General features: G+C 65.3%; 18 protein-coding genes, 2 tRNA genes and 1 pseudogene. 14 read left to right on the top strand and 7 right to left on the bottom strand.

Translation table 11 applies throughout. The features are described 5' to 3' along the window. The coding region (gene nfsB, locus P3W75_RS14910) for an oxygen-insensitive NAD(P)H nitroreductase (protein WP_276228134.1) at positions 1–628 on the bottom strand (628 nt) is incomplete at its 3' end. Positions 629–732: 104 nt separating this feature from the next. Here nfsB and P3W75_RS14905 point away from each other — a divergent pair. Continuing rightward, complete coding sequence (locus P3W75_RS14905) at positions 733–1635, top strand: LysR family transcriptional regulator (protein WP_276228133.1); 903 nt, start codon at positions 733–735, stop codon at positions 1633–1635. A 204-nt stretch (positions 1636–1839) separates the two neighbouring features. Here the strand turns inward: P3W75_RS14905 and P3W75_RS14900 are convergent, their stop codons facing one another. The 6 genes from P3W75_RS14900 to P3W75_RS14875 are packed head-to-tail and all read right to left on the bottom strand — an operon-like array spanning position 1840 to position 7680. Next, positions 1840–3456, bottom strand: a complete 1617-nt coding sequence (locus tag P3W75_RS14900) for a gamma-glutamyltransferase family protein (protein ID WP_276228132.1) — start codon at positions 3454–3456, stop codon at positions 1840–1842. An 18-nt stretch (positions 3457–3474) separates the two neighbouring features. After that, positions 3475–4563 (bottom strand): polyamine ABC transporter substrate-binding protein, encoded by a 1089-nt coding sequence (locus tag P3W75_RS14895; protein WP_276228131.1) that lies wholly within the window; start codon positions 4561–4563, stop codon positions 3475–3477. Between the two features lie 18 nt (positions 4564–4581). Then, on the bottom strand, positions 4582–5361 hold the full coding sequence (locus P3W75_RS14890; RefSeq protein WP_276228130.1) for an amino acid ABC transporter ATP-binding protein: 780 nt from the start codon (positions 5359–5361) through the stop codon (positions 4582–4584). Between the two features lies 1 nt (position 5362). Further along, positions 5363–6130, bottom strand: a complete 768-nt coding sequence (locus P3W75_RS14885; RefSeq protein WP_276228129.1) for an amino acid ABC transporter permease — start codon at positions 6128–6130, stop codon at positions 5363–5365. A gap of 11 nt (positions 6131–6141) precedes the next feature. Next, the gene (locus P3W75_RS14880) at positions 6142–6951 is read right to left on the bottom strand and encodes an ABC transporter substrate-binding protein (protein WP_276228128.1); all 810 of its coding nucleotides are present in this window, start codon (positions 6949–6951) and stop codon (positions 6142–6144) included. A gap of 60 nt (positions 6952–7011) precedes the next feature. Continuing rightward, positions 7012–7680, bottom strand: a complete 669-nt coding sequence (locus P3W75_RS14875) for a GntR family transcriptional regulator (RefSeq protein WP_276228127.1) — start codon at positions 7678–7680, stop codon at positions 7012–7014. Positions 7681–8207: 527 nt separating this feature from the next. Between P3W75_RS14875 and gacA the strand changes: the two genes are divergently transcribed. From gacA to P3W75_RS14810, 13 genes and pseudogenes are all read left to right on the top strand, one after another. Continuing rightward, positions 8208–8852, top strand: a complete 645-nt coding sequence (gene gacA, locus P3W75_RS14870; protein ID WP_276228126.1) for a response regulator transcription factor GacA — start codon at positions 8208–8210, stop codon at positions 8850–8852. Then, the gene (gene uvrC, locus P3W75_RS14865; RefSeq protein ID WP_276228125.1) at positions 8853–10679 is read left to right on the top strand and encodes an excinuclease ABC subunit UvrC; all 1827 of its coding nucleotides are present in this window, start codon (positions 8853–8855) and stop codon (positions 10677–10679) included. A 34-nt stretch (positions 10680–10713) separates the two neighbouring features. Beyond that, positions 10714–11274 (top strand): CDP-diacylglycerol--glycerol-3-phosphate 3-phosphatidyltransferase, encoded by a 561-nt coding sequence (gene pgsA / locus P3W75_RS14860; RefSeq protein WP_276228124.1) that lies wholly within the window; start codon positions 10714–10716, stop codon positions 11272–11274. A gap of 65 nt (positions 11275–11339) precedes the next feature. Continuing rightward, positions 11340–11415 (top strand) — tRNA-Gly (locus tag P3W75_RS14855). A gap of 69 nt (positions 11416–11484) precedes the next feature. Next, positions 11485–11558 (top strand) — tRNA-Cys (locus P3W75_RS14850). A 691-nt stretch (positions 11559–12249) separates the two neighbouring features. Beyond that, positions 12250–12750, top strand: coding sequence for a type VI secretion system contractile sheath small subunit (tssB, locus tag P3W75_RS14845; protein WP_276228123.1), 501 nt, complete (start codon positions 12250–12252; stop codon positions 12748–12750). A 22-nt stretch (positions 12751–12772) separates the two neighbouring features. After that, positions 12773–14311 carry a type VI secretion system contractile sheath large subunit gene (gene tssC, locus P3W75_RS14840; RefSeq protein WP_276228122.1) on the top strand — a complete coding sequence of 513 codons (1539 nt, stop codon included), beginning with the start codon at positions 12773–12775 and terminating at the stop codon, positions 14309–14311. A 20-nt stretch (positions 14312–14331) separates the two neighbouring features. After that, positions 14332–15687: a type VI secretion system baseplate subunit TssK gene (gene tssK, locus P3W75_RS14835; RefSeq protein WP_276228121.1), complete on the top strand. Its 1356-nt coding sequence runs from the start codon at positions 14332–14334 to the stop codon at positions 15685–15687. After that, positions 15684–16349: a type VI secretion system protein TssL, short form gene (gene tssL / locus P3W75_RS14830; protein ID WP_276228120.1), complete on the top strand. Its 666-nt coding sequence runs from the start codon at positions 15684–15686 to the stop codon at positions 16347–16349. Before tssK ends, tssL begins: the two co-directional genes overlap by 4 nt. Before the next feature lie 9 nt (positions 16350–16358). Further along, complete coding sequence (locus tag P3W75_RS14825; protein ID WP_276228119.1) at positions 16359–18098, top strand: OmpA family protein; 1740 nt, start codon at positions 16359–16361, stop codon at positions 18096–18098. A gap of 12 nt (positions 18099–18110) precedes the next feature. Beyond that, positions 18111–18602 carry an Hcp family type VI secretion system effector gene (locus P3W75_RS14820; protein WP_276228118.1) on the top strand — a complete coding sequence of 164 codons (492 nt, stop codon included), beginning with the start codon at positions 18111–18113 and terminating at the stop codon, positions 18600–18602. 113 nt (positions 18603–18715) lie between these two features. Continuing rightward, positions 18716–21349 (top strand): type VI secretion system ATPase TssH, encoded by a 2634-nt coding sequence (gene tssH / locus P3W75_RS14815; protein WP_276228117.1) that lies wholly within the window; start codon positions 18716–18718, stop codon positions 21347–21349. Positions 21350–21352: 3 nt separating this feature from the next. Continuing rightward, positions 21353–21663, top strand: a pseudogene (locus P3W75_RS14810) (type VI secretion system tip protein VgrG); the annotation flags it as partial.

Raw genomic sequence — 21663 nt, 5'->3', positions numbered from 1 at the left:
CCGGCAGCCGCGACTTCGGCAGGCCGGCGTTGAAGTCGCCGGCGGCGCGGTAGCCCAGCGCGACCAGCACCACGCCGGTGTAGCCCTGTTCATGCAGCCCCAGTTCGGCGTCCAGGCGGCGCGCGTCGAAGCCTTCCATGGGCGTGGCGTCCAGGCCCAGGGCGGCGGCGCCCAGCAGCAGGGTGCCGAGGGCCAGGTAGGTCTGCTTCTCCATCCAGTGCTGCAGGTCCTTCAGCTCATAGCGATGCAGGTCGACATAGCCGCTGCGCAACTTGTGCTGGTTGGCGCGCGCCTCGGCGTCGCGGAAGCGGCCGTCGGCCTGTTCCTGCTCGACCACCCGCTGCAGGTGCGCTTCGGTCATGTCGGTGCGCGCGCACAGCAGGATCACATGGGAGGCGTTGAGCACCTTGGCCTGGTTGTAGATGAACTTGTCCTGGGTGCCTTCGGCCAGGCGCGCCTTGCCCTCGGCGCTGGAAGCGACCACGAAGTGCCAGGGTTGCGAGTTGACCGAGGAGGGCGCCTGGCGCAGCAGGGCCAGCAGCTCGTCGATCTTCTCCGCGGCGATGCGGCGTTCTGGGTCGTAGGCCTTGGTGGTGTAGCGCTGGCCGGCGAGGGTGGCGAGGTTCATGGTTGTGCTCCGTGCGGCGGGGTGGGTGTGGCGCACAGTCTGGCCTTCGCGCGGGACGTTAAAAAGAGGCAGAATCGGGCAGGACTTTCACGCCTGGAGTGAAAATGCTGCGCCTCGACGACCTCACCCTGTTCGCCCGTTCGGCGGCGCTGGGCAGCTTCTCCAACGCCGCCCGCGAGGTGGACCTGCTGCCCGGCCAGGTCAGCGCTGCCATCGGCCGCCTGGAACGCGAGCTGGGCGTGCGCCTGTTTGCCCGCTCGACCCGCAGCCTGCGCCTGACCGCCGAAGGCGAGCGCTACCTGCCCTACGCCCGCGAGGTGCTGGCGACCCTCGCCGAAGGCCGCGAGCAATTACAGGGTGAAGCTGGCGGCTTGCACGGCACCCTGCAGCTGGCATTGCCCTCGGACCTGGGACGCAACCGGGTGCTCGACTGGCTGGGCGAGTTCCGCCGCGAACACCCGCGCCTGGGCCTGCGCCTGTACCTGTCGGACCAGATCGCCGACGTCTTCCGCGACCCGGTGGACGTGGCCGTGCGCTATGGCCAGCTGGAGGACGCCAGCTACGTCGCCTTGCCGCTGGCGGACAATCGCCGGGTGCTGGTGGCGGCCCCGGACTACCTGGCGCGCAACGGCCACCCGCAGCGGCCCGAGGACCTCACGGCGCACACCTGCCTGTGCTACCTGATGCACGGCCGGGTCTACGACAAATGGGTCTTCCACGAAGGCGACAAGCGCCGCCAGGTGACGGTGCGCGGGCTGCTGGTGAGCGACGATGCCGACCTGGTGCGGCGCTGGGCGGTGGCGGGCGAGGGCGTCGCCTACAAATCCTGGCTGGACGTGCAGGCGGACGTCGAGGCGGGGCGCCTGGAGCTGCTGCTGCCAGGCTTCCAGGGCGAACGCACGCCGTTGCAGCTGGTGTGCCCGCACCGCAAGCAATTCTCGCCGGCGGTGCAGGCGCTGTACGCCTTCCTCAGGCAACGCTTCTCCGCCCTGGCGCCGTGTCCATAGGTGTCGACCGTGGTGATGGGTATCGCTTCGCTCAACGCCATCCTACGGTGCTGGGTTCCCGCGTTCGCGGGAATGACAGCGAAGTAGGGCGCATAACCGTTCGCGGTTATCCGCCGCTGGCCCGGGCGACGCTGCCATGGGCAACGGCGGATAACGCCTGGGGCGTTATGCGCCCTACGGGCCCGGCTGTGCGAGCGGGGGCACTCAACACACCGCGATATGCGAATCCGCCCGCGGCTCGGTGCCGCCGCAGAGCACCCCGGTCTGCGGATCGCGGACGATGATCTGCCCGCGCCCGTAGTCGGTCAGGTCGCACGCCACTTCCACCTCGTGGCCGCGCCGGGCCAGGGCGAAGGCGAGGTCGCGCGAGGCGCTCTGCTCGATGCCCACCTTCATCCCGCCCAGCCATTGCCAGCGCGGGGCGTCCAGCGCCGCTTGCGGGTTGAGGCCGAAGTCCACCAGGTTCATCACCATCTGCACATGGCCCTGCGGCTGCATGTAGCCGCCCATCACGCCGAACGGGCCGACCGCTACGCCGTCCTTGCTGAGGAAACCGGGGATGATGGTGTGGAAGGTCTGCTTGCCCGGCGCCAGGGCGTTGGCGTGGCTGGCGTCGAGGCTGAACTCCGAACCACGGTTCTGCAGGGCGATGCCGCTTTCCGGCAGCACCACGCCGGAGCCGAAGCCGTGGTAGGCGCTCTGGATGAACGAGACCATGTTGCCTTCGCCGTCGGCGGTGGCGATGTACACCGTGCCGCTGGCGTGCGGGTCGCCATGCTGCGGCGCCTGGGCGCGCTCGCCGATCTCGGCGCGGCGGCGTGCGGCGTAGTCGTCGCTGAGCAGGGCGCTGGCGGCCACGCGCATGTGCTCGGGGTCGGTGATGTAGTGCAGGCCGTCGGCGTAGGCCTTCTTCATCGCCTCCAGCTGGCGGTGCCAGGTGAGCTGGCTGTCGCGCTGGTCGAAGTCGAAGCCCTGGAGAATCTTCAGGGTCATCAGGGCGATCAGGCCCTGGCCACTCGGCGGGATTTCCCAGACGTCGTAGCCACGGTAGTTGGCCTTGATCGGCTCGACCCACTTCGGCCGGTAGTCGGCCAGGTCGGTGGCGCTCAGGTGGCCGCCGGTCAGCGCCGAATGCACCGCCAGGCGCTGGGCGATGGCGCCGCGGTAGAAGCTTTCGCAGTGGGTCTTCGCCAGCTCCTCCAGGGTGCGCGCCTGGGCCGGGTTGCGGAACAGCTGGCCGGCCTGCGGCGCCTCGCCGTCGATCAGGAAGGTCTCGAACCAGGCCTCCAGCGCCGGCTCGCGCTCGCGGCTGGCCTGGTACTCCTCCTGTGCGATGCGCCACTGGTGGGCGACCACCGGCGACACCGGAAAGCCGTCGCGGGCCAGGGCGATGGCCGGCTGCAGCAAGTCGGCGAACGGCAGCTTGCCGAAGCGCTCGGACAGCGCGGCCCAGGCCGAGGGAATGCCCGGCACGGTCACCGGCAGCCAGCCGTGCACCGGCATCGTGTCGTGGCCGGCGGCCTTTACCGCGTCGATCGACAGCGAAGCCGGCGCGCGGCCGCTGGCGTCCAGGCCGTGCAACTGGTCCTTGACCCAGACCAGGGCGAAGGCGTCGCCGCCGATGGCGCAGCCGGTGGGCTCCACCACCGTCAGCGCCGCCGCCGTGGCGATGGCCGCGTCTATGGCGTTGCCGCCGGCGCGCAGCATGGCGATGCCGGCCTCGGCGGCCAGCGGCTGCGAGGCGGCGACCATCCCGTTGCGGGCGAAGACGCTCTGGCGCTGGGAGGCGTAGGGGTATTCGTGAGCGGAAAACTTAAGCATGGCAGGGCTCTTCGCAGGTCATTGGCCGGTCTTGATGCGGGTCCATTCGCGGGTGATCACGCGCTGGATGTTCGGCGGCAGGTCGGCGGAAACGAACAGCTTGTCGACCACCGCGTCGCTGGGGTAAATGCCGGGGTTGTCGCGCACCTTGGGGTCGAGCAGGGCGGTGGCGTCCTTGTTCGGGTTGGCGTAGCCGACGTAGTCGCTGACCGGGGCGATCACCTTCGGTTGCAGCAGGTAGTCGACCAGGGCCAGGGCGCCGGCCGGGTTCTGCGCGTCACGCGGGATGGCCAGCATGTCGAACCAGAGGTTGGCGCCTTCCTTGGGGATCACGTAGCGGATGTCGATGTGCTTGCCGGCGTCCTTGGCGCGGCTCTGCGCCTGCATCACGTCGCCGGAATAGCCGATGGCCACGCAGATGTCGCCGTTGGCGAGGTCGGTGGGGTAGCGCGAGGAGTGGAAGTAGGTCACCGAGGGCGCGAGCTTCTGCAGCAGCGCCGAGGCCTTCTTGTAGTCGTCGGGGTTGCGGCTGTTCGGGTCCAGCCCCAGGTAGTGCAGGGCCTGCGGGATGATCTTCACCGGCGCGTCGAGGAAGGCCACGCCGCAACCGTGCAGCTTGGCCAGGTTTTCCGGCTTGAACACCAGGTCCCAGGAGTCCAGGGGGGCGTTGTCGCCGAGCGCGGCCTTGACCTTGTCGTAGTTGTAGCCGATGCCCACGGTGCCCCACATGTACGGCACGGCGTACTTGTTGCCCGGGTCGGCGGCTTCCAGGCGCTGCATCAGGCGCGGGTCCAGGTGCTGCCAGTTGGGCAGCTTGCTGCGGTCCAGCGGCTGGTACACGCCGGCCTTGATCTGCTTGGTGAGGAACTGGCTGGAGGGCACCACCAGGTCGTAGCCGGAATGGCCGGAGAGCAGCTTGGCCTCGAGCATCTCGTTGGTGTCGAAGACGTCGTACTGGACCTTGATGCCGCTGTCCTTCTGGAAGTCCTTGAGGGTTTCCGGGCCCATGTAGTCGGACCAGTTGTAGAAGCGCACCAGCTTGTCGTCGGCCTGGGCGGTGGCGCAGGCGAGGAGGGTGAGGCTGGCGAGCAGAACGCGGTTGCGCATGGCTTGTCCTTGTCGTTGTCAGAGTACGCGGCTGAGGAATTCCCGCGTGCGCGGGTGGTGCGGGTTGCCGAACACCTGGCCCGGCGGGCCTTCTTCGATGAGCTCGCCCAGGTGCAGCACCACCACGCGGTCGGCCACTTCGCGGGCGAAGCCCATCTCGTGGGTCACCACCACCATGGTCATGCCTTCCTCGGCCAGTTCCTTCATCACCTGCAGCACCTCGCCGACGGTTTCCGGGTCGAGCGCGCTGGTGGGTTCGTCGAACAGCATCGCCTGGGGCTTCATCGCCAGGGCGCGGGCGATGGCCACGCGCTGCTGCTGGCCGCCGGAGAGCTGCGCCGGGTAGTGCTCGGCCTTGTCGCTCAGGCGCACCCGGGCGAGCAGCCGGCGCGCCAGCTCGACGGCTTCGCCGCGCGGCACGCCGAGCACCTGGATGGGCGCCTCGATGATGTTCTCCAGCACGGTCATGTGCGGGAACAGGTTGAAGCGCTGGAACACCATGCCGATGTCGCGGCGACGGCGGGCGATGTTGCTCTCCGAGTCACGCACCAGCTTGCCGTCGGTGCGCTCGCGGTAGCCCATCAGCGCGCCGTTGACGCGGATGCTGCCGCCCTGGATGTCCTCCAGCAGGTTGATGCAGCGGATGAAGGTGGTCTTGCCCGAGCCCGAGGCGCCGATCAGCACCACCACCTCGCCCTTGTGCACGTCCAGCGACACGCCCTTGAGAATCTCCAGTTCGCCGAAGGCCTTGTGCACGTCGCGGGCCTGGATCACCACTTCTTTCGCGGTCGGGATCATCTCAACGCCCCCTCAGCAGTTTCATGGCCTGCTGGCCGAACATCCGGCTCGGCGCCGGGGCGTGGCCCTCGGACTTGCCGAAGCGCTTCTCCAGCCAGCGCTGGAAGAAGCCCCAGAGGGTGGTCAGCAGCAGGAAGTAGATGGCCACCACCAGGTACAGCTCGAACACGCGGAAGGTCGCCGACGTCACCATCTGGGTGCTCAGCAGCAGCTCCTGCACGCCGATCACGCTGACCAGCGTGGTGTTCTTCAGCATCACGTTGAACTCGTTGCCCAGCGGCGGCACGATCACCCGGAAGGCCTGGGGCAGCACGATGCGCCGCATCAGTTTCGGGAAGGTCATGCCCAGCGAGCGCCCGGCCTCGTACTGGCCCTTGTCCACCGCGCCGATACCGGCGCGGATGATCTCGGCCATGTAGGCGCCTTCGTTGAGGCCCAGGGCGATGATCGCCGCCTGGATGTTGCCGGGCAGGATGAACAGCCCCAGGTCCAGGTCCTCGAAGCGGAACACCCCGCCGGCGGCCAGCGCCGTGTAGAGGAAGACGATCTGCACCAGCAGCGGCGTGCCGCGCATCAGCCACACGTAGAAGCGCACCGGGTATTGCAGCAGCGGGTTGGACGACAGCCGCATCAGCGCCGCCAGCAGCCCGAGCGCGCAGCCCAGGAGCATGGCGCAGACGGCGATCACGCAGGTCAGCCACAGGCCGTACAGGTAGACGTCACTCGGCTTGAGCAGGTATTGCCAGAACACGTCCCAGCTGAAGTTCATGGTCGGTCACCTCAGTCCAGCTTGTCGCCTTCGATGTGCCACTTGGCGAGCAACGCCTGGTAGCTGCCGTCGGCCTGCATGTCCGTGATGATCTGCTGCACGGCTTCGCTGAGCTGCTTGTCGTCCTTGCGGATGCCCAGGCCGGTGAGGATGCGGGCGAAGGCCGGCACGCCGATCTCGAACAGGTCCGGAGCCATGCCCTGGTAGTAGCCGGCGGTCTCCACGGTGGTGCCGTAGGCGTCGGCCTGGCGGATGCGCAGGGCCTGGAAGGCGTCGGTGTCGGTGTTGTAGACGATGACCTTCAGCGGCGCCTTGCCGGCCTGCTTGAGCTTCTCGTTGTGGGCGTCGAGCAGGGTGCGGATGGTCGAGCCGTTGAGCACCGCGACCTTCTTCCCGGAGAGGTCATCGAGGGTATGGATGCCCTCGGGGTTGCCCTTGGCCACCACCACGGCCTGGCTGGAGTACATGTAGTTGACCATGTCGATCACTTCGCGCCGCTCGGGCTTGTCGAACAGCTGGTCGACCAGCATGTCGCACTGCTTGGCCAGCAGCGCCGGGATCAGCCCGGAGAAGGGCGTCACCCGCCACTCGATCTTCTTGTCGCCGAGGCGCTTGGCGATGGCCTCGCCGAGGTCGACGGTGACCCCGGTGAGCTTCTGCGACGGGTCGTAGAAGCCCATCGGCGGCGAATCCATGCCGCCGCAGAACACCAGCTTGTTGGCGTCCTTCAGGCGGTCGGGAATCTTCACCGCGTCGGCGTGCGCCAACGGGGCGGTCAGGCAGAGGGCAAGAAGGCACTGCGGGATCCTGCGTACGAACATGTTCAGCTCCAGTGGGTGAGGTTGCCGGGGCAGTTCAGTGGGACAGGCGAAGGTCGGGTCTCAGGCGCCCGTTGCTTCGAGGAACTCCAGTAGCGAGGGCACGGTGCCCTCGATGTGCTCGCAGAGCACCCGCTCGGCCTCGCGGGCGTCGCCGCTGCGCAGGGCGTCGAGGATCACCGCGTGTTCCTCGCGGGCGCTCATGGGTTTGTCGACGTGCTGCAGCCACAGGCGCATGTGCGGCTCGATCACCGAGTACAGGGCGTTGATCTGCCGCAGCAGGCGCGGGCGCTCGGCCAGGCTGCAGAGGTACTCGTGGAAGGCGCGGTGGCGGCCGACCCATTCGGCGCTGTCGTCGCGGTAGTCGTCCATCTCGTCCAGCAGCCGCTCCAGGCGCGACAGGTGGCGCTCGTTGAGCTTGGGCACGGCGAGGCGGATGGCCAGGCCCTCGAGGGCGCTGCGCATCTCGAAGACTTCGCGCATCTCCTCGAGGTTCAGGCCGCTGACGATGGCCCCGCGGTTCGGCCGCAAGGTCACCAGGCCCTCGGCGGCCAGGCGGCGGAAGGCCTCGCGCACCGGCATGCGGCTCATGCCGATGTCGTTGGCGATGTCCTCGGCGATCAGGCGGTCGCCGGTGCGGTACTGGCCCTTGCAGATGGCGTCCAGCAGGTAGCTGTAGGCCTCTTCTTCGGCGGTGACGGGTTGGCGATCGTAGTTGGGAACCAGGCGCATGGGATGCTCCATATGAATTTCTGTATCCAATTATCCATGTAGGCAAAAATGCAGAAGCCGTGCCAGGTTGCCTTGGAATGAATCAAGTGATTGATCGGGCGGCGATTTGTCCGCGTTCAGGGGCGGGCGATCGCGCATCGCGGGAGCGTGAAAAGGTAACGCGGTGCACCATCGAGGGGCGGGGCGGGCACTTGGGTAACAGTGCTGGGGCGTTTTCGCTGTCCGCCGTGAGGTCATTCGGCAGCGGGGCGCCTGCAAGCGCCTGGCGGGGCTTCGGGAATGACGGAGGATTCCGTTGGTTGATTCGCCAGGGGTTTTCGAAATCGCTGCAAGGCCCGTCCTTGACGTGTCGGCTGGCTTCTGTTCAGCTTCGCCACCCCGCTCGGGCAGGGCGCGCTGGAGACCCGGCGCTTGCAAATTGACGGTGGTGTTCCAAGCTAGGTCAGGGCATCGCTTTCTGTTAAGGTTCGTGGATTCGACGGCGCGCACGGCGCCGGGTCCCTACTTCTTTATGCATGAGGTGCTGAGTGATCAAGGTGCTGGTGGTCGATGACCACGATCTGGTGCGCACCGGAATTACCCGCATGCTTGCCGACATCGAGGGCTTGCAGGTAGTGGGGCAGGCCGACTCCGGCGAAGACGCCCTGAAGCTGGCCCGCGAGCTCAAGCCCGACGTCGTTCTCATGGACGTGAAGATGCCCGGCATCGGTGGCCTGGAAGCCACCCGCAAGCTGATGCGCAGCCAGCCCGACGTGCGCGTGCTGGCGGTGACCGTCTGCGAGGAAGACCCGTTCCCCACGCGCCTCATGCAGGCCGGCGCTTCCGGTTACCTGACCAAGGGCGCGGCGCTGGAGGAGATGGTCCAGGCCATCCGCCAGGTGTTCGCCGGGCAGCGCTACATCAGCCCGCAGATCGCCCAGAGCCTGGCGCTGAAATCCTTCGAGCCGGAGAAGGGCGCCTCGCCGTTCGACTCGCTGTCCGAGCGCGAGATCCAGATCGCCCTGATGATCGCCAACTGCCACAAGGTGCAGAGCATCTCCGACAAGCTCTGCCTGTCGCCGAAGACGGTGAACACCTACCGCTACCGCATCTTCGAGAAGCTCTCCATCACCAGCGACGTCGAACTGGCGCTGCTGGCGGTGCGCCACGGCATGGTGGATGCCAGCAACTAGATGAGCGGCGTGTTCGATTCGGCGGCCTTCCTCGCCACCTGCAGCGGCCGCCCCGGCGTCTACCGCATGTTCGATGCGGAAGCCAAGCTGCTCTACGTGGGCAAGGCGAAGAATCTCAAGAAGCGCCTGGCCAGCTACTTCCGCAAGGCCGGCCTGGCGCCGAAGACCGCTGCCCTGGTGGCGCGCATCGCCCAGGTCGAGACCACCATCACCGCCAACGAGACCGAGGCCCTGCTGCTCGAGCAGACCCTCATCAAGGAATGGCGGCCGCCGTACAACATCCTGCTGCGCGACGACAAGTCGTACCCCTACGTCTTCCTTTCCAGCGAGGACGAGTACCCGCGCCTGTCGCTGCACCGCGGCGCGAAGAAGCGCAAGGGCCGCTACTTCGGGCCCTACCCGAGCGCCGGGGCGATCCGCGAGAGCCTGGCCCTGCTGCAGAAGGCCTTCCTGGTGCGGCAGTGCGAGGACAGCTACTTCCGCAACCGCACCCGGCCGTGCCTGCAGTACCAGATCAAGCGTTGCAAGGGCCCCTGCGTCGGCCTGGTCAGCCCCGAGGAATACGCCGAAGACGTACGCCACTCGGTGATGTTCCTCGAAGGCCGCAGCAACCAGCTGGCCGAGGAACTCAGCGGCGAGATGGAGCAGGCGGCCATGCGCCTGGAGTTCGAACGCGCCGCCGAACTGCGCGACCAGGTCGCCATCCTGCGCCGCGTGCAGGACCAGCAGAGCATGGAGGGCGGCAACGGCGACGTCGACATCATCGCCGCCATGGTCAACCCCGGCGGCGCCTGCGTGCACCTGATCAGCGTGCGCGGCGGGCGTGTGCTCGGCAGCAAGAACTTCTTCCCGCAGGTGGGCATAGAAGAGGAGGTCGGCGAGGTACTGCTGGCCTTCCTCGGCCAGTACTACCTGAGCCACCACGAGCGCGAACTGCCGGCGGAGCTGATCGTCAACGCCGTGCACGAAGACTTCCCGGTGCTGGTCGAGGCCATCGCCAGCGCCCGAGGCCGCGAACTGGAAATCAGCCACCGGGTGCGCGGCACCCGCGCGCGCTGGCAGCAACTGGCGATCACCAACGCCGAACAGGCCCTGGCCGCGCGCCTGGCCAACCGCCAGCACGTGGCCGCGCGCTTCGACGCCCTGGCCGAAGCCCTCGGCCTGGACGAACCGCCGCAGCGCCTCGAATGCTTCGACATCAGCCATTCCAGCGGCGAAGCCACGGTGGCGTCCTGCGTGGTGTTCGGCCCCGAGGGCCCGCTGAAGTCCGACTACCGTCGCTTCAACATCGAGGGCATCACCCCCGGTGACGACTACGCGGCCATGCACCAGGCCCTGACCCGGCGCTTCAGCCGGCTCAAGGATGGCGAGGGCAAGATGCCCGACATCCTCCTGGTGGACGGCGGCAAGGGCCAGCTGGCCATGGCCCAGGAAGTGCTGCAGGAACTCTCGGTGGCCGGGCTCATCCTGCTCGGCGTGGCCAAGGGCGTGACCCGCAAGCCGGGCCTGGAAACCCTCTACCTGAACGACGCCGCCCACGAATTCACCCTGCCGGGCAACTCCCCGGCGCTGCACCTGATCCAGCAGATCCGCGACGAGTCGCACCGCTTCGCCATCACCGGCCACCGCGCCCGGCGTGGCAAGGCCCGGCGCACCTCGAGCCTGGAAGAGGTGGCCGGGGTAGGGCCCAAGCGCCGCCGCGACCTGCTCAAGCATTTCGGTGGGTTGCAGGAACTCGGCCGCGCCAGTATCGAGGAAATCGCCAAGGCCCCGGGTATCAGCAAAAAGCTGGCCGAGCAGATTTATGCTGCCCTGCACAGCGAGTAGAATGCCGGGCTCAACTCACCGGCCAGTGGTCCCGATGAATATTCCGAACCTGCTCACACTGCTACGCGTCCTGCTCATCCCGATCTTCATCCTGCTGTTCTACATGCCGTTCCCCGGCAGCCACCTGGCCTCCAGCGCGGTCTTCGCTCTGGCCGCGGCAACCGACTGGCTGGATGGATACCTGGCGCGCAAGCTGGGGCAGAGCACGCCTTTCGGTGCCTTCCTCGACCCGGTGGCGGACAAGCTGATGGTCGCGGTGGCCCTGGTGCTGCTGGTGGAAGAGCACGCCAACCTGTGGCTGACCCTGCCGGCGGTGATCATCATCGGCCGCGAGATCGTGGTCTCGGCGCTGCGCGAGTGGATGGCCGAACTGGGTGCCCGCGCGCACGTCGCCGTATCCAGCCTGGGCAAGTGGAAAACCGCCGCACAGATGGCGGCCCTGGTGATCCTGCTGGCCAACCCGCCGGTCTTCACCTTCTGGGTGCTGGTCGGTTACGCGCTGCTGATCGTCGCCGCGGCCCTGACCCTGTGGTCCATGCTGCACTACCTGGTAGCCGCCTGGCCGCACCTGAGCACCACCCCAAAAGAGAAATAACTTTTTTTGAATCAAAGGGTTGACGTGGGTTCAGAAAAAGATAGAATGGCGCCCGTCAACACGACGCGGGAATAGCTCAGTTGGTAGAGCACGACCTTGCCAAGGTCGGGGTCGCGAGTTCGAGTCTCGTTTCCCGCTCCAAATCAAGACCTTTCGCAGGCGCCACGCGGTAGGTCGAAAGCTTCAAAGTGGTTCTTCCACTAGTGTCATGGCTGAGTTGCAGAGTGGTTATGCACCGGATTGCAAATCCGTGAACGCCGGTTCGATTCCGACCTCAGCCTCCAAAGTGAAAGCCCCGTAGATGCGAATCTACGGGGCTTTTTCTTTGCCTCCGATAAAGCTTCTTGGCAATCGAGCGGCCTTGTCGGCCTGGCGGCGCGCATACTGGAAAGGGCCGGTCTTCCCGTCATTCGATGCGCCGCCTCTGGCGCAGATCGTTGCTCGCCGCGCGGATTCTCGTTGTCGCCAGTTGATTTCCCGGTTTCATTCTAAGACACCATGCGCGCCCTGTATCGAGCGCCTTGCGGATCCCGATTTCAATAACATGGCTCTTGCTGGTTTATTGAGTCTTCATTGCTGTTGTTCGACGTGCAGGCGTGGCTGATTTAGTCGAGCTAAAGCTCTTCTGTTTGCAAGTATGAAAATTCAATAAGGAGTTGTTTCTTGTTTTTATAAGAATACTCCTATGGATCTGTAGTCCTGTTCTCTTTTATATCTGAAACCCAATATTGCGATTGAATAAACCGGGGTAACTGGCAGTCTCGGAGGCCGGTTGCCCTGCAACGGTTTGCAGGCGTCGGCCGGAGGGGAGGGTTTCTAGTAAGAGGCCGGATCGCTTGCCCGACTGACTGGCAGATATATCGGCTCGGAAAATAGGGAGAGGTCCTGGTTCAATCGCGCACACCAGTATGTCCGTGGGTGCTGATAACTAGTGTGCGCTTGCATTAATCAATGGATTGTAAAGGCAGGAACGCAATGGCATCGGATAGTTTCCAGAATGAAGTTCCAAAGGCTCGCGTAAACATAAAGCTCGACCTGCACACTGGTGGTGCGCAGAAAAAGGTGGAGTTGCCCCTGAAGCTCATGGTGATGGGGGACTATAGCAACGGCCGTGAACAGCGCCCGCTGTCCGAACGAAGCAAGGTCGACATCAACAAGAACAACTTCAACAACGTACTGACGGAGTTTCACCCCCGCGTGAAACTTGCTGTTCCCAATACGCTGGTTGACGACGGCTCCGACACTTCCGTCGAGCTGACCTTCCGCAACATGAAGGATTTCGAGCCCGAGCAGGTGGCCAGGCAGATGCCCGAACTGCGCGCGATGCTGGCCATGCGCAATCTGCTCCGCGACCTCAAGTCCAACCTGCTGGACAACGCCACGTTCCGCCGCGAGCTGGAACGCATCCTCAAGGACGACGCGCTGAGTGACAAGTTGCGTGCCGAATTGGCCCAGTTGGCTCCCCAAGATCGCTAACCGACAACTCAAGGAGGGAATCATGTCCACCGAAGGGACCGCCGCGAACACCGGCACCGCCAAGACATTGGATCGAGAAGGCCATGGCGTGTACGCCAGCCTGTTCGACAAGATCAATCTCAACCCGGTGTCGCAACTCGCCGACATCGAAGTCTTCCAGAACAGCGATGCGCTTTCCGAGGCCTCCGCCGATGAGCGAGTGACCGCCGCGGTCAGCGTCTTCCTCGACCTGTTGAAACAGTCGTCGCAGAAAGTCGAACGCCTGGACAAGACGCTGCTCGACGAGCACATCGCCGCCCTGGACGCCCAGATCAGCCGGCAGCTGGACGCGGTGATGCACCACGTGGACTTCCAGCGGGTGGAGTCGACCTGGCGTGGCGTGAAGTCACTGATCGACCAGACGGACTTCCGCCAGAACGTTCGCATCGAACTGCTCGACATCAGCAAGGATCACCTGGTACAGGACTTCGAGGACGCGCCGGAAATCGCCCAGAGCGGCCTCTACGTCCACACCTATACCCAGGAATACGACACCCCCGGGGGTGAGCCCATCGCCGCCGCCATTTCCAACTACGAATTCGGCCGGGGCCCGCAGGACATCGCGCTGCTGCGCAACATCTCGAAGGTTTCGGCCGCGGCGCACATGCCCTTCATCGGCTCGGTGGGGCCAGCCTTCTTCGGCAAGGAAAGCATGGAGGAGGTCGCGGCGATCAAGGATATCGGCAACTACTTCGACCGCGCCGAATACCTCAAGTGGAAGTCCTTCCGCGACACCGACGATGCGCGTTACATCGGCCTGACCATGCCGCGCGTGCTGGGCCGTCTGCCGTATGGCCCCGATACCATTCCGGTGCGCGGGTTCAACTACATCGAGAGCGTCAAGGGGCCGGACCATGGCCGGTACCTGTGGACCAACGCCTCGTTCGCCTTCGCCGCCAACATGGTCAAGAGCTTCATCGACAATGGCTGGTGCGTTCAGATCCGTGGTCCGCAGGCCGGCGGCGCAGTCACCGACCTGCCGATCCACCTCTACGACCTGGGCACCGGCAACCAGGTGAAGATTCCTTCCGAGGTGATGATTCCGGAGACTCGCGAATTCGAATTCGCCAACCTGGGCTTCATCCCCCTGTCTTACTACAAGAATCGCGACTACGCGTGCTTCTTCTCCGCCAACTCCGCACAGAAGCCGGCACTGTACGAAACCGCCGATGCCACGGCGAACAGCCGCATCAACGCGCGCCTTCCGTACATCTTCCTGCTTTCGCGAATCGCCCATTACCTGAAGCTGATCCAGCGCGAGAACATCGGTACCACCAAGGATCGCCGTGTGCTCGAACTGGAACTGAACAACTGGATCCGCGGCCTGGTCACCGAGATGACCGACCCCAGTGATGACCTGCAGGCGTCGCACCCGTTGCGCGACGCGAAAGTCACCGTGGAAGACATCGACGACAACCCCGGTTTCTTCCGCGTGAAGCTGTACGCCATTCCGCACTTCCAGGTGGAAGGTATGGACGTCAACTTGTCGCTGGTTTCGCAGATGCCCAAGGCGAAAGCCTGAGCGGTTTCAGGGAAGAATCCATGAAGATCGACCGCCCCCTGTGGGGGGCGGGGACTTTACTGTCCCCGCAGCAATTTCAGCAGCAGGCCCTATGGGAAGCCTGGACCAACGAATGTCTCGCCCATCTGTCGGTGGTCCATCCGTGGGGCGTGCAGTCCGTGGCGCTCGACCTCGATGCGCTCCGCCTGGGCAAGATCAAGGCAACGACGATCAAGGCGCGCCTGCAGGACGGCACCTTGATCGACTCCGAGCGGACGGACCCGCTGCCGCCTGCCATCGAGCTCGCCACGCTCAAGGTCGGGAATGCATCGCAGCTGACCGTTCTGCTTGCCTTGCCCTTGTCGCAAGCCAATGGCGGCAATTGCCTTCTGGACGACGCCAAGCCGTCGCGCCCGACGCGTTACCGTCGGCGCTGGGGTGAAGTGCAGGATCTGTATGGCAACGAGAGCCAATCCATCGCGGTGCTGGAACACGCGCTGACCCTGAGGCTCGACAGCGACGAGAACGCCGAATACCTGACCTGCCCGATTGCGCGAATCGAACGGGACGCCCAGGGCGTCTGGTCCGTCGACGCTCACTACATCCCTCCGTTGCTGCGTTTCGACGCTCACTCCGGGCTGACGGGGCTGCTCAACAACCTGCTGACCCAGCTGTCGGCCAAGCGTTCGCGCCTGATGGGCATGCGCCGCGAAAGCAACCAGCGCATGGCGGACTTCGCCGTCGCCGATGTGTCGCTGTTCTGGCTGCTCAATGCACTGAACACTCAGCAGCCGGTGTTGGCTGAACTGACCTCGCGCCCGGCACGGCATCCAGAGCAGGTCTACCTGGAACTCGCCAAGCTGGCCGGCAGCCTGCTGACCTTCTCTCTGGAGCACGACATCGCTGCCGTGCCCGCCTATAGGCATGATCGGCTCGGCGATGTGTTCCCGCCGCTGTTCAGCCTGATTTCCACGTTGCTGGAGGCGAGCCTGCCCTCGCGCATGATCGCGCTCGATCTGCTGGCCGTATCCGCCAATCGGTGGCAAGCGGACCTGCATGATGCTCGTTTGCGCGATCGAGATGCGGTCGATTTCTACCTTTCTGTCCGTTCCTCGCTTCCCGCCGCGCAATTGCAGAGCCAGCTTCCGCGACTCTGCAAGGTGGGGGCACCCGACGATGTCGATCGCCTGGTCAACGCGGCACTCGACGGTGTCGCACTGCTGCCCCTTAGCCAGGTGCCGGCCGCCATCCCGATGCGCCTGGGCAACCAGTACTTTGCGCTGGACCTGGGCGATGACAAGGCACAGGCGATGCTCGACGCCGGTGTCTGCGCGCTGTACCTGCCCGGTACGCTTGCGGATGTGAAGCTCGACCTGTTCGCGGTACTGCGCTCATGAACGCCAGGCTCAGCTCCGTTGCGGACATCGATGCCGTATTGCAGAACACCTATCTGCTGGTTGTGGAGCTACGGCAGGGGGCTTCCGTCCAGGGCAGCCCGAACCTGTGGCGGCACTGCACCGAGCAGGTGGAAAACACCCGTCGAAACCTGGAAGCGGCGGGAGTAAGCCTGCGCTCGATCGACCAGATCTGCTACGCGCAATGTGCATTGCTCGATGAGACCGTACTTGGCCATGCGAAGGATGCCGCGCATGCCGCGTGGGCGGCTACACCGTTGCAGGCGCATTTCTTCAGCCGCCACCAGGCCGGCCTCCAGCTGTACGAAGACATGCGCGAAGCCCTGGCCGAGCCGGCGCCTGACAGACTGGTACTGACTTGCTACCACCGCGTCTTGATGCTCGGCTTCCAGGGGCGCTATCAGGGCGCCCTGGCCCCCGAGCGCGAGCAATTGATCGCGGCGCTCGCCGAACGGGTGGAGCCGTTCGCGCTGGGCAAGGACTCTGCGGTCCTCGTGCGCGCGGCTCAACCGGGATGGCGCAGGTGGTTCGGCACCCCCTGGTTGCACGTCGTGTTGGCAGGGTTGGTACTGGCCAGCCTTTGGTGGGCGCTGAACCGTTCTCTCGTCGATGCCGTCGGCAACTTGCTGCCAGGCAGTACCTGAGGACGCCGCATGATGCTGAAACTGACACGCGGGCTCTGGGTATGGGCTGGCTTACTCGCCCTGGCGCTGGTGCTCGTGATCTTGCCACTGAGCCCCGGAAACCGAGCCATCTGTGCGCTGTTCATCATCGCGCTGGTTGCTTTCGCCTGGAGTGTTACTGGGCGACGCGCGGCCAGGAGCTCCGCGGCATTGCATTTGCTGGAGGGCGATGGACTGCCACCGTCGGAGTACCGGCAGCCTGTCGTACTGGTTTGTGGTGAAGCGCTGGACTCGATGTTCGGCGCCGAGTCCACCCAGCCCCTGGCGCTGCGGCTGACCGATCAGGGGTGCTATCTGCGTGTTCCCGCGTTCGCCCGGTTGCCAGGTCTGCTCGACGCCCTGCTGGTGCAGCGGCCGCACTGGGCTCGTCAGTTGAGCGTGCTCTACGTGGTCAATCCGGCGGATCAGGATGACCAGGCAGAGTTCGCCGGTCAGGTCCGTGGTTTTCGGCACCAGTTGGCCATCGCGCGCAAGCGCGGAGCCCCCTTGCCTCTGATCGTGGTCAGCTACCAGCGGGGCCGCATGGAGGAGGGCGTCTGGTTCACCAGGGAGGCCGGGAAGGATGACCTCGCAGCGCGAGAAGCGAACGTTTGCCTGGAGCTGGCTCATTGGGCGTCTCGTCCGGAAACACTTGCCGGGCGGGCTGCACGCATGCAGGCGAGCATTCAGGCGGGAAGCGCCGCCCGCTGGCTGGAGCAGCAAGTTCTGACGCACCTGATTGACCGCGAGCAACGCGATTCAACCTGCCCACCCGTTGCCTATGCCGTGGCGTTGGTGCCGGCGTTGCCCTGCGTGGCAAACAGCCTCTGGGCGCAATGGCGGCAGGGGCAGACGGGGTTGATTGGCTCCGAGCCCTCTGGCTCGGCACATCAACTGCGATTCCCTGATCCGCTACTGCATGTGTTGCCCAGGCAGTCCGAGTACACCCCCGCGCGACGTACCGGCCTTCGGGCACTCTGGCTGTTCGTCCTGGCCAGTGGTATTGGCATGGCCAGTTCGGCCTGGCAGAACCACCTGCTTCTGCGCCAGGTCAGCGACGACCTGCGCCGCTACCAGGCCATCCCGCAGCCCGCGCATCGGGAGCAACCCGAGTTCGCACTGAAGGAAGCGGCGGTTACCGTGCTGAAAAACGACGCCGAGCGACTCGACGGCTACTACCGGCAGGGTGCACCTATGTTCCTTGGGCTCGGCCTGTACACCGGCGAGCAGCTACGGGTTCCGCTTCAGGCCGCTATCGCCGCTCATCGCGAACCGCCAGAGCCACCGACGCCGAAGATTCCTGATCCGGTACGCCTGGACAGCCTTTCGCTCTTCGCCAGTGGCAGCGCCGACCTCAAACCGGGTTCGACCAAGGTGCTGATCAGCGCGCTGGTGGACATCAAGGCGCAGCCCGGCTGGCTGATCGTCATCGCCGGGCACACCGACGTAACCGGCGATCCCCGGCGCAACTTGCTGTTGTCCCGAGCTCGCGCGGCGGCGGTGCGCGACTGGATGCAGCGCATGGGCGACATACCCGACTCCTGCTTCGCGGTCCAGGGTTTTGGCGCCGACCAACCGATTGCAAGCAACGACACCCCGGAGGGGCGCGCAGCCAACCGCCGGGTCGATATCCGTCTGGTTCCGGAGGAGGGGGCCTGCGTGCTTCCGGCTCGGGTTTCCAGCGGTCAACCCCAGTCGCGGCAATCGCCAGCGGCGCAATTGACTCTGTAGAAGGAACTTCACATGGCTATTCCAGTTTACCTGTGGCTCAAGGACGACGGTGGCGCGGACATCAAGGGTTCGGTCGACGTCCAGAAGCGCGAAGGCAGCGTCGAAGTGGTGGCTCAGGACCACAGTCTGTACATCCCCACCGACAACAACACCGGCAAGCTGACCGGTACGCGCATCCACACGCCGTTCAAGTTCACCAAGGAAGTCGATGCCTCCAGCCCCTACCTGTACAAGGCCGTGAGCTCGGGGCAGACCCTCAAGAGCGCCGAATTCAAGTGGTACCGCATCGATGATGCCGGCCAGGAGGTCGAGTACTTCAACACCCTCCTGGAGAACGTCAAGGTGGTGAGGGTCGCGCCGAAAATGCACGACGTGAAAGACCCGGCCAAGGAGAAGCACAACCACCTGGAAGAGATTGAGCTGCGCTACGAGAAGATCACCTGGACCTACAAGGACGGCAACATCATCCACTCCGACGCCTGGAACGAACGTCAGAGCGCCTGATCGCGCCCGCTCGACCGGCGGGGTAGCCGCCGGTCGACGATCGCGCTGACTCATTCCCAGTCCTTGCCGCCGGAAGGTATCGGCGCAAGGTGAACGCCAGCAAGGATCGCCCCATGGCCCAGTCCACCCATCTGCTCCGTCGTCTCAATCCACATTGTGCGCAAGCTCTGAGCGCAGCGGCTTCGCTGTGCCAAACCCGCGCGCACCCCTACATCACCGTCGAGCACTGGCTGCTCAAGCTGCTGGAGCAGGGAGAGGGCGACCTGGCCCTGATCGCGCGGCGTTATGAATGGGACATGGATGGGGTCTGGCAAGGCTTGCTGGGCCATCTGGACGAGTTACCGCGCAGCGTTCGAGACAAACCACAGCTGTCGGCGAAACTCCAGCAACTGGTCAAGGACGCCTGGCTGTTCGCCTCACTGCATGGCGACGCCGAAACCCTGCGCTCGGCGCACCTACTGGGAGCCCTGAACGAAACCCCGACGCTGCTCGAATGCAACGCCGCCTGGCCGTTGTTGAGCATCGCTGCTGCGCAGATCGAGCGCCTGCTGCCGATGCTGGACGCCCAGTCCCAGGAACGCCACGCCATCCAGCGGGAGGCGGCCCTGGCCGATCCGTCTCACGTCTTTGCCGACAAGCAGTCTTCCGCGAGCGATGGAGCTGTCGCCGTCCTCGACAGGTTCACCCAGGACATTACGGCCAAGGCACGTGCAGGTGGCATTGACCCTGTCTTCGGGCGGGACAACGAAATCCGCCAGGTCATCGACATCCTCGGTCGCCGGCGCAAGAACAATCCGATTCTGGTCGGCGAGCCCGGCGTCGGCAAAACCGCCCTGGTCGAAGGCCTGGCCTTGCGCGTGGCCGACGGCAACGTGCCGGACGCGCTCAAGCAGGTCAGCGTGCGCACGCTTGACCTCGGCCTGCTGCAGGCCGGCGCTGGCGTGAAAGGCGAGTTCGAACAACGCCTGAAGAACGTCATAGACGCCGTTCAGCAGTCGCCATCGCCGATCCTCCTATTTATCGACGAAGCCCACACCCTGATCGGCGCGGGCAACCAGGCCGGTGGCGCCGATGCCGCCAACCTGCTCAAGCCGGCACTGGCCCGCGGCGAACTGCGCACCATCGCGGCGACCACCTGGTCGGAATACAAGCAGTACTTCGAGCGCGATGCCGCCCTTGAACGGCGCTTCCAGATGATCAAGGTCGACGAGCCCGATGATGCCAATGCCTGCCTGATGCTCCGGGGCCTGAAGGCGCGCTACGCCAGCCACCATGGTGTGCATATCCAGGATGCCGCGGTGCAGGCTGCGGTGACGCTGTCGCGCCGCTACCTGACCGGCCGCCAATTGCCGGACAAGGCGGTGGACCTGCTCGACACTGCCAGCGCGCGCGTACGCATGAGCCTCGATTGCGAACCGCAACCCCTGGTGCAACTCAGGGCCGAGCGGGAAGCGCTGGTCCTGGAGCGCCAGGCACTTGAAGAGGACGCCAGGCTCAGCGGCTCGATGGCTATCGAGCGCCTGGCCGCCATCGGCGTGCGCGAGTTGGAGCTGCAGGCCCAACTCGATCGGTTGCAGGAGCAGCACCAGCAGGAGCTGGCGATCACCCATGAGCTGCTCGAATCGCGCCGCAGCTCACCCTCGGCGTGCATGGCATTGCAGGAACGCCTGGCCGTCGTGCAGGGCGAGCAGGCGTTGATCTCGCTGGACGTCGATGCCCACAGCGTCGCCGAAGTCATTGCGGACTGGACAGGAGTACCGTTGGGCAGCCTGCTCAAGGACGAACAGGCGAACCTGCTCGACCTCGAGCGGCAACTGGGACAACGCGTCATCGGACAGGACAGCGCCCTGTCCGCCATGGCCGCGCGCTTGCGCGCCGCGAAGACCGGGCTGACCTCGGAAAGCGCGCCGCTGGGTGTTTTCCTGTTGGTGGGCACCAGCGGCGTCGGCAAGACCGAAACCGCCCTGGCGCTCGCCGACTGCCTGTTCGGCGGCGAAAAGTCGCTGGTCACCATCAACCTCTCCGAATACCAGGAAGCCCACACCGTCAGCCAGCTCAAAGGCTCGCCGCCCGGCTATGTCGGCTACGGGCAGGGCGGCGTGCTGACCGAAGCGGTACGCCAGCGTCCCTACAGCGTGGTGTTGCTCGATGAAGTGGAGAAGGCCCACAGGGATGTACTCGACCTGTTCTACCAGGTGTTCGACCGCGGTTTCATGCGCGATGGCGAAGGGCGAGAAATAGACTTCCGCAACACCGTCATCCTGATGACCTCGAACCTCGGCAGCGACCAGTTGCAGGCGCTGCTGGAGGAGCGCCCCGAGGCCGGCGACGGCGACCTGCAGGAGCTGCTGCGGCCCGTGCTGCGCGAACACTTCCAGCCGGCGCTGCTGGCCCGTTTCCAGACGTTGATCTACCGGCCGCTGGATGCCGACGCGCTCAAGCGGATCGTGGCGATCAAGCTTGGCCAGGTCGCGGAGCGCCTGCAGCGTCACTACGGCATCGCCTGCCAGGTCGACCCGGAGCTCAGCGATGCGCTGGTTGCGGCCTGCCTGCTGCCCGACAGCGGTGCCCGCAATATCGACAGCCTGCTCAACCAGCAGATCCTGCCGGTGCTCAGCCAACAGCTGCTGCAACGCCAGGCCGCTCAACGCAGGGCTACAGGCGTCATCCTGGCCTACAGCCCTGAAGACGGAATCGCCCTGGAGTTCCACGAAGGGCCGATGGCCCTTGAATGCTCGGAGGCCTGACAGATGCTCAACGAGATCCGTACCTTCTTCGACCACAGCCGGCACACCCTCAGCGTCGAGGGTCTGGATGCACCCTTGGACGTCCTGGCGTTCGAAGGGGAAGAGCGCCTCAGCCGGCCGTTCCATTACCGCATCGAGTTCACCAGCCCGGCGCAGGACATCGCCGCCGACAGCCTGCTCTGCAAGGACGCCAGCTTCAGCCTGCGCGCGGCGCCCAGCGCAACCGTGATTCCCGGCTATACGCCGCCAATCGTAGCGCCGCTGCGCACCCTGCATGGCGTCATCACGCATTTCACGCGTCTGTCGGCCTCACG

The organism is Pseudomonas citronellolis (assembly GCF_029335315.1).
Lineage (GTDB): Bacteria > Pseudomonadota > Gammaproteobacteria > Pseudomonadales > Pseudomonadaceae > Pseudomonas > Pseudomonas citronellolis_A.
This window is presented reverse-complemented; position numbering and strand designations above follow the sequence as displayed.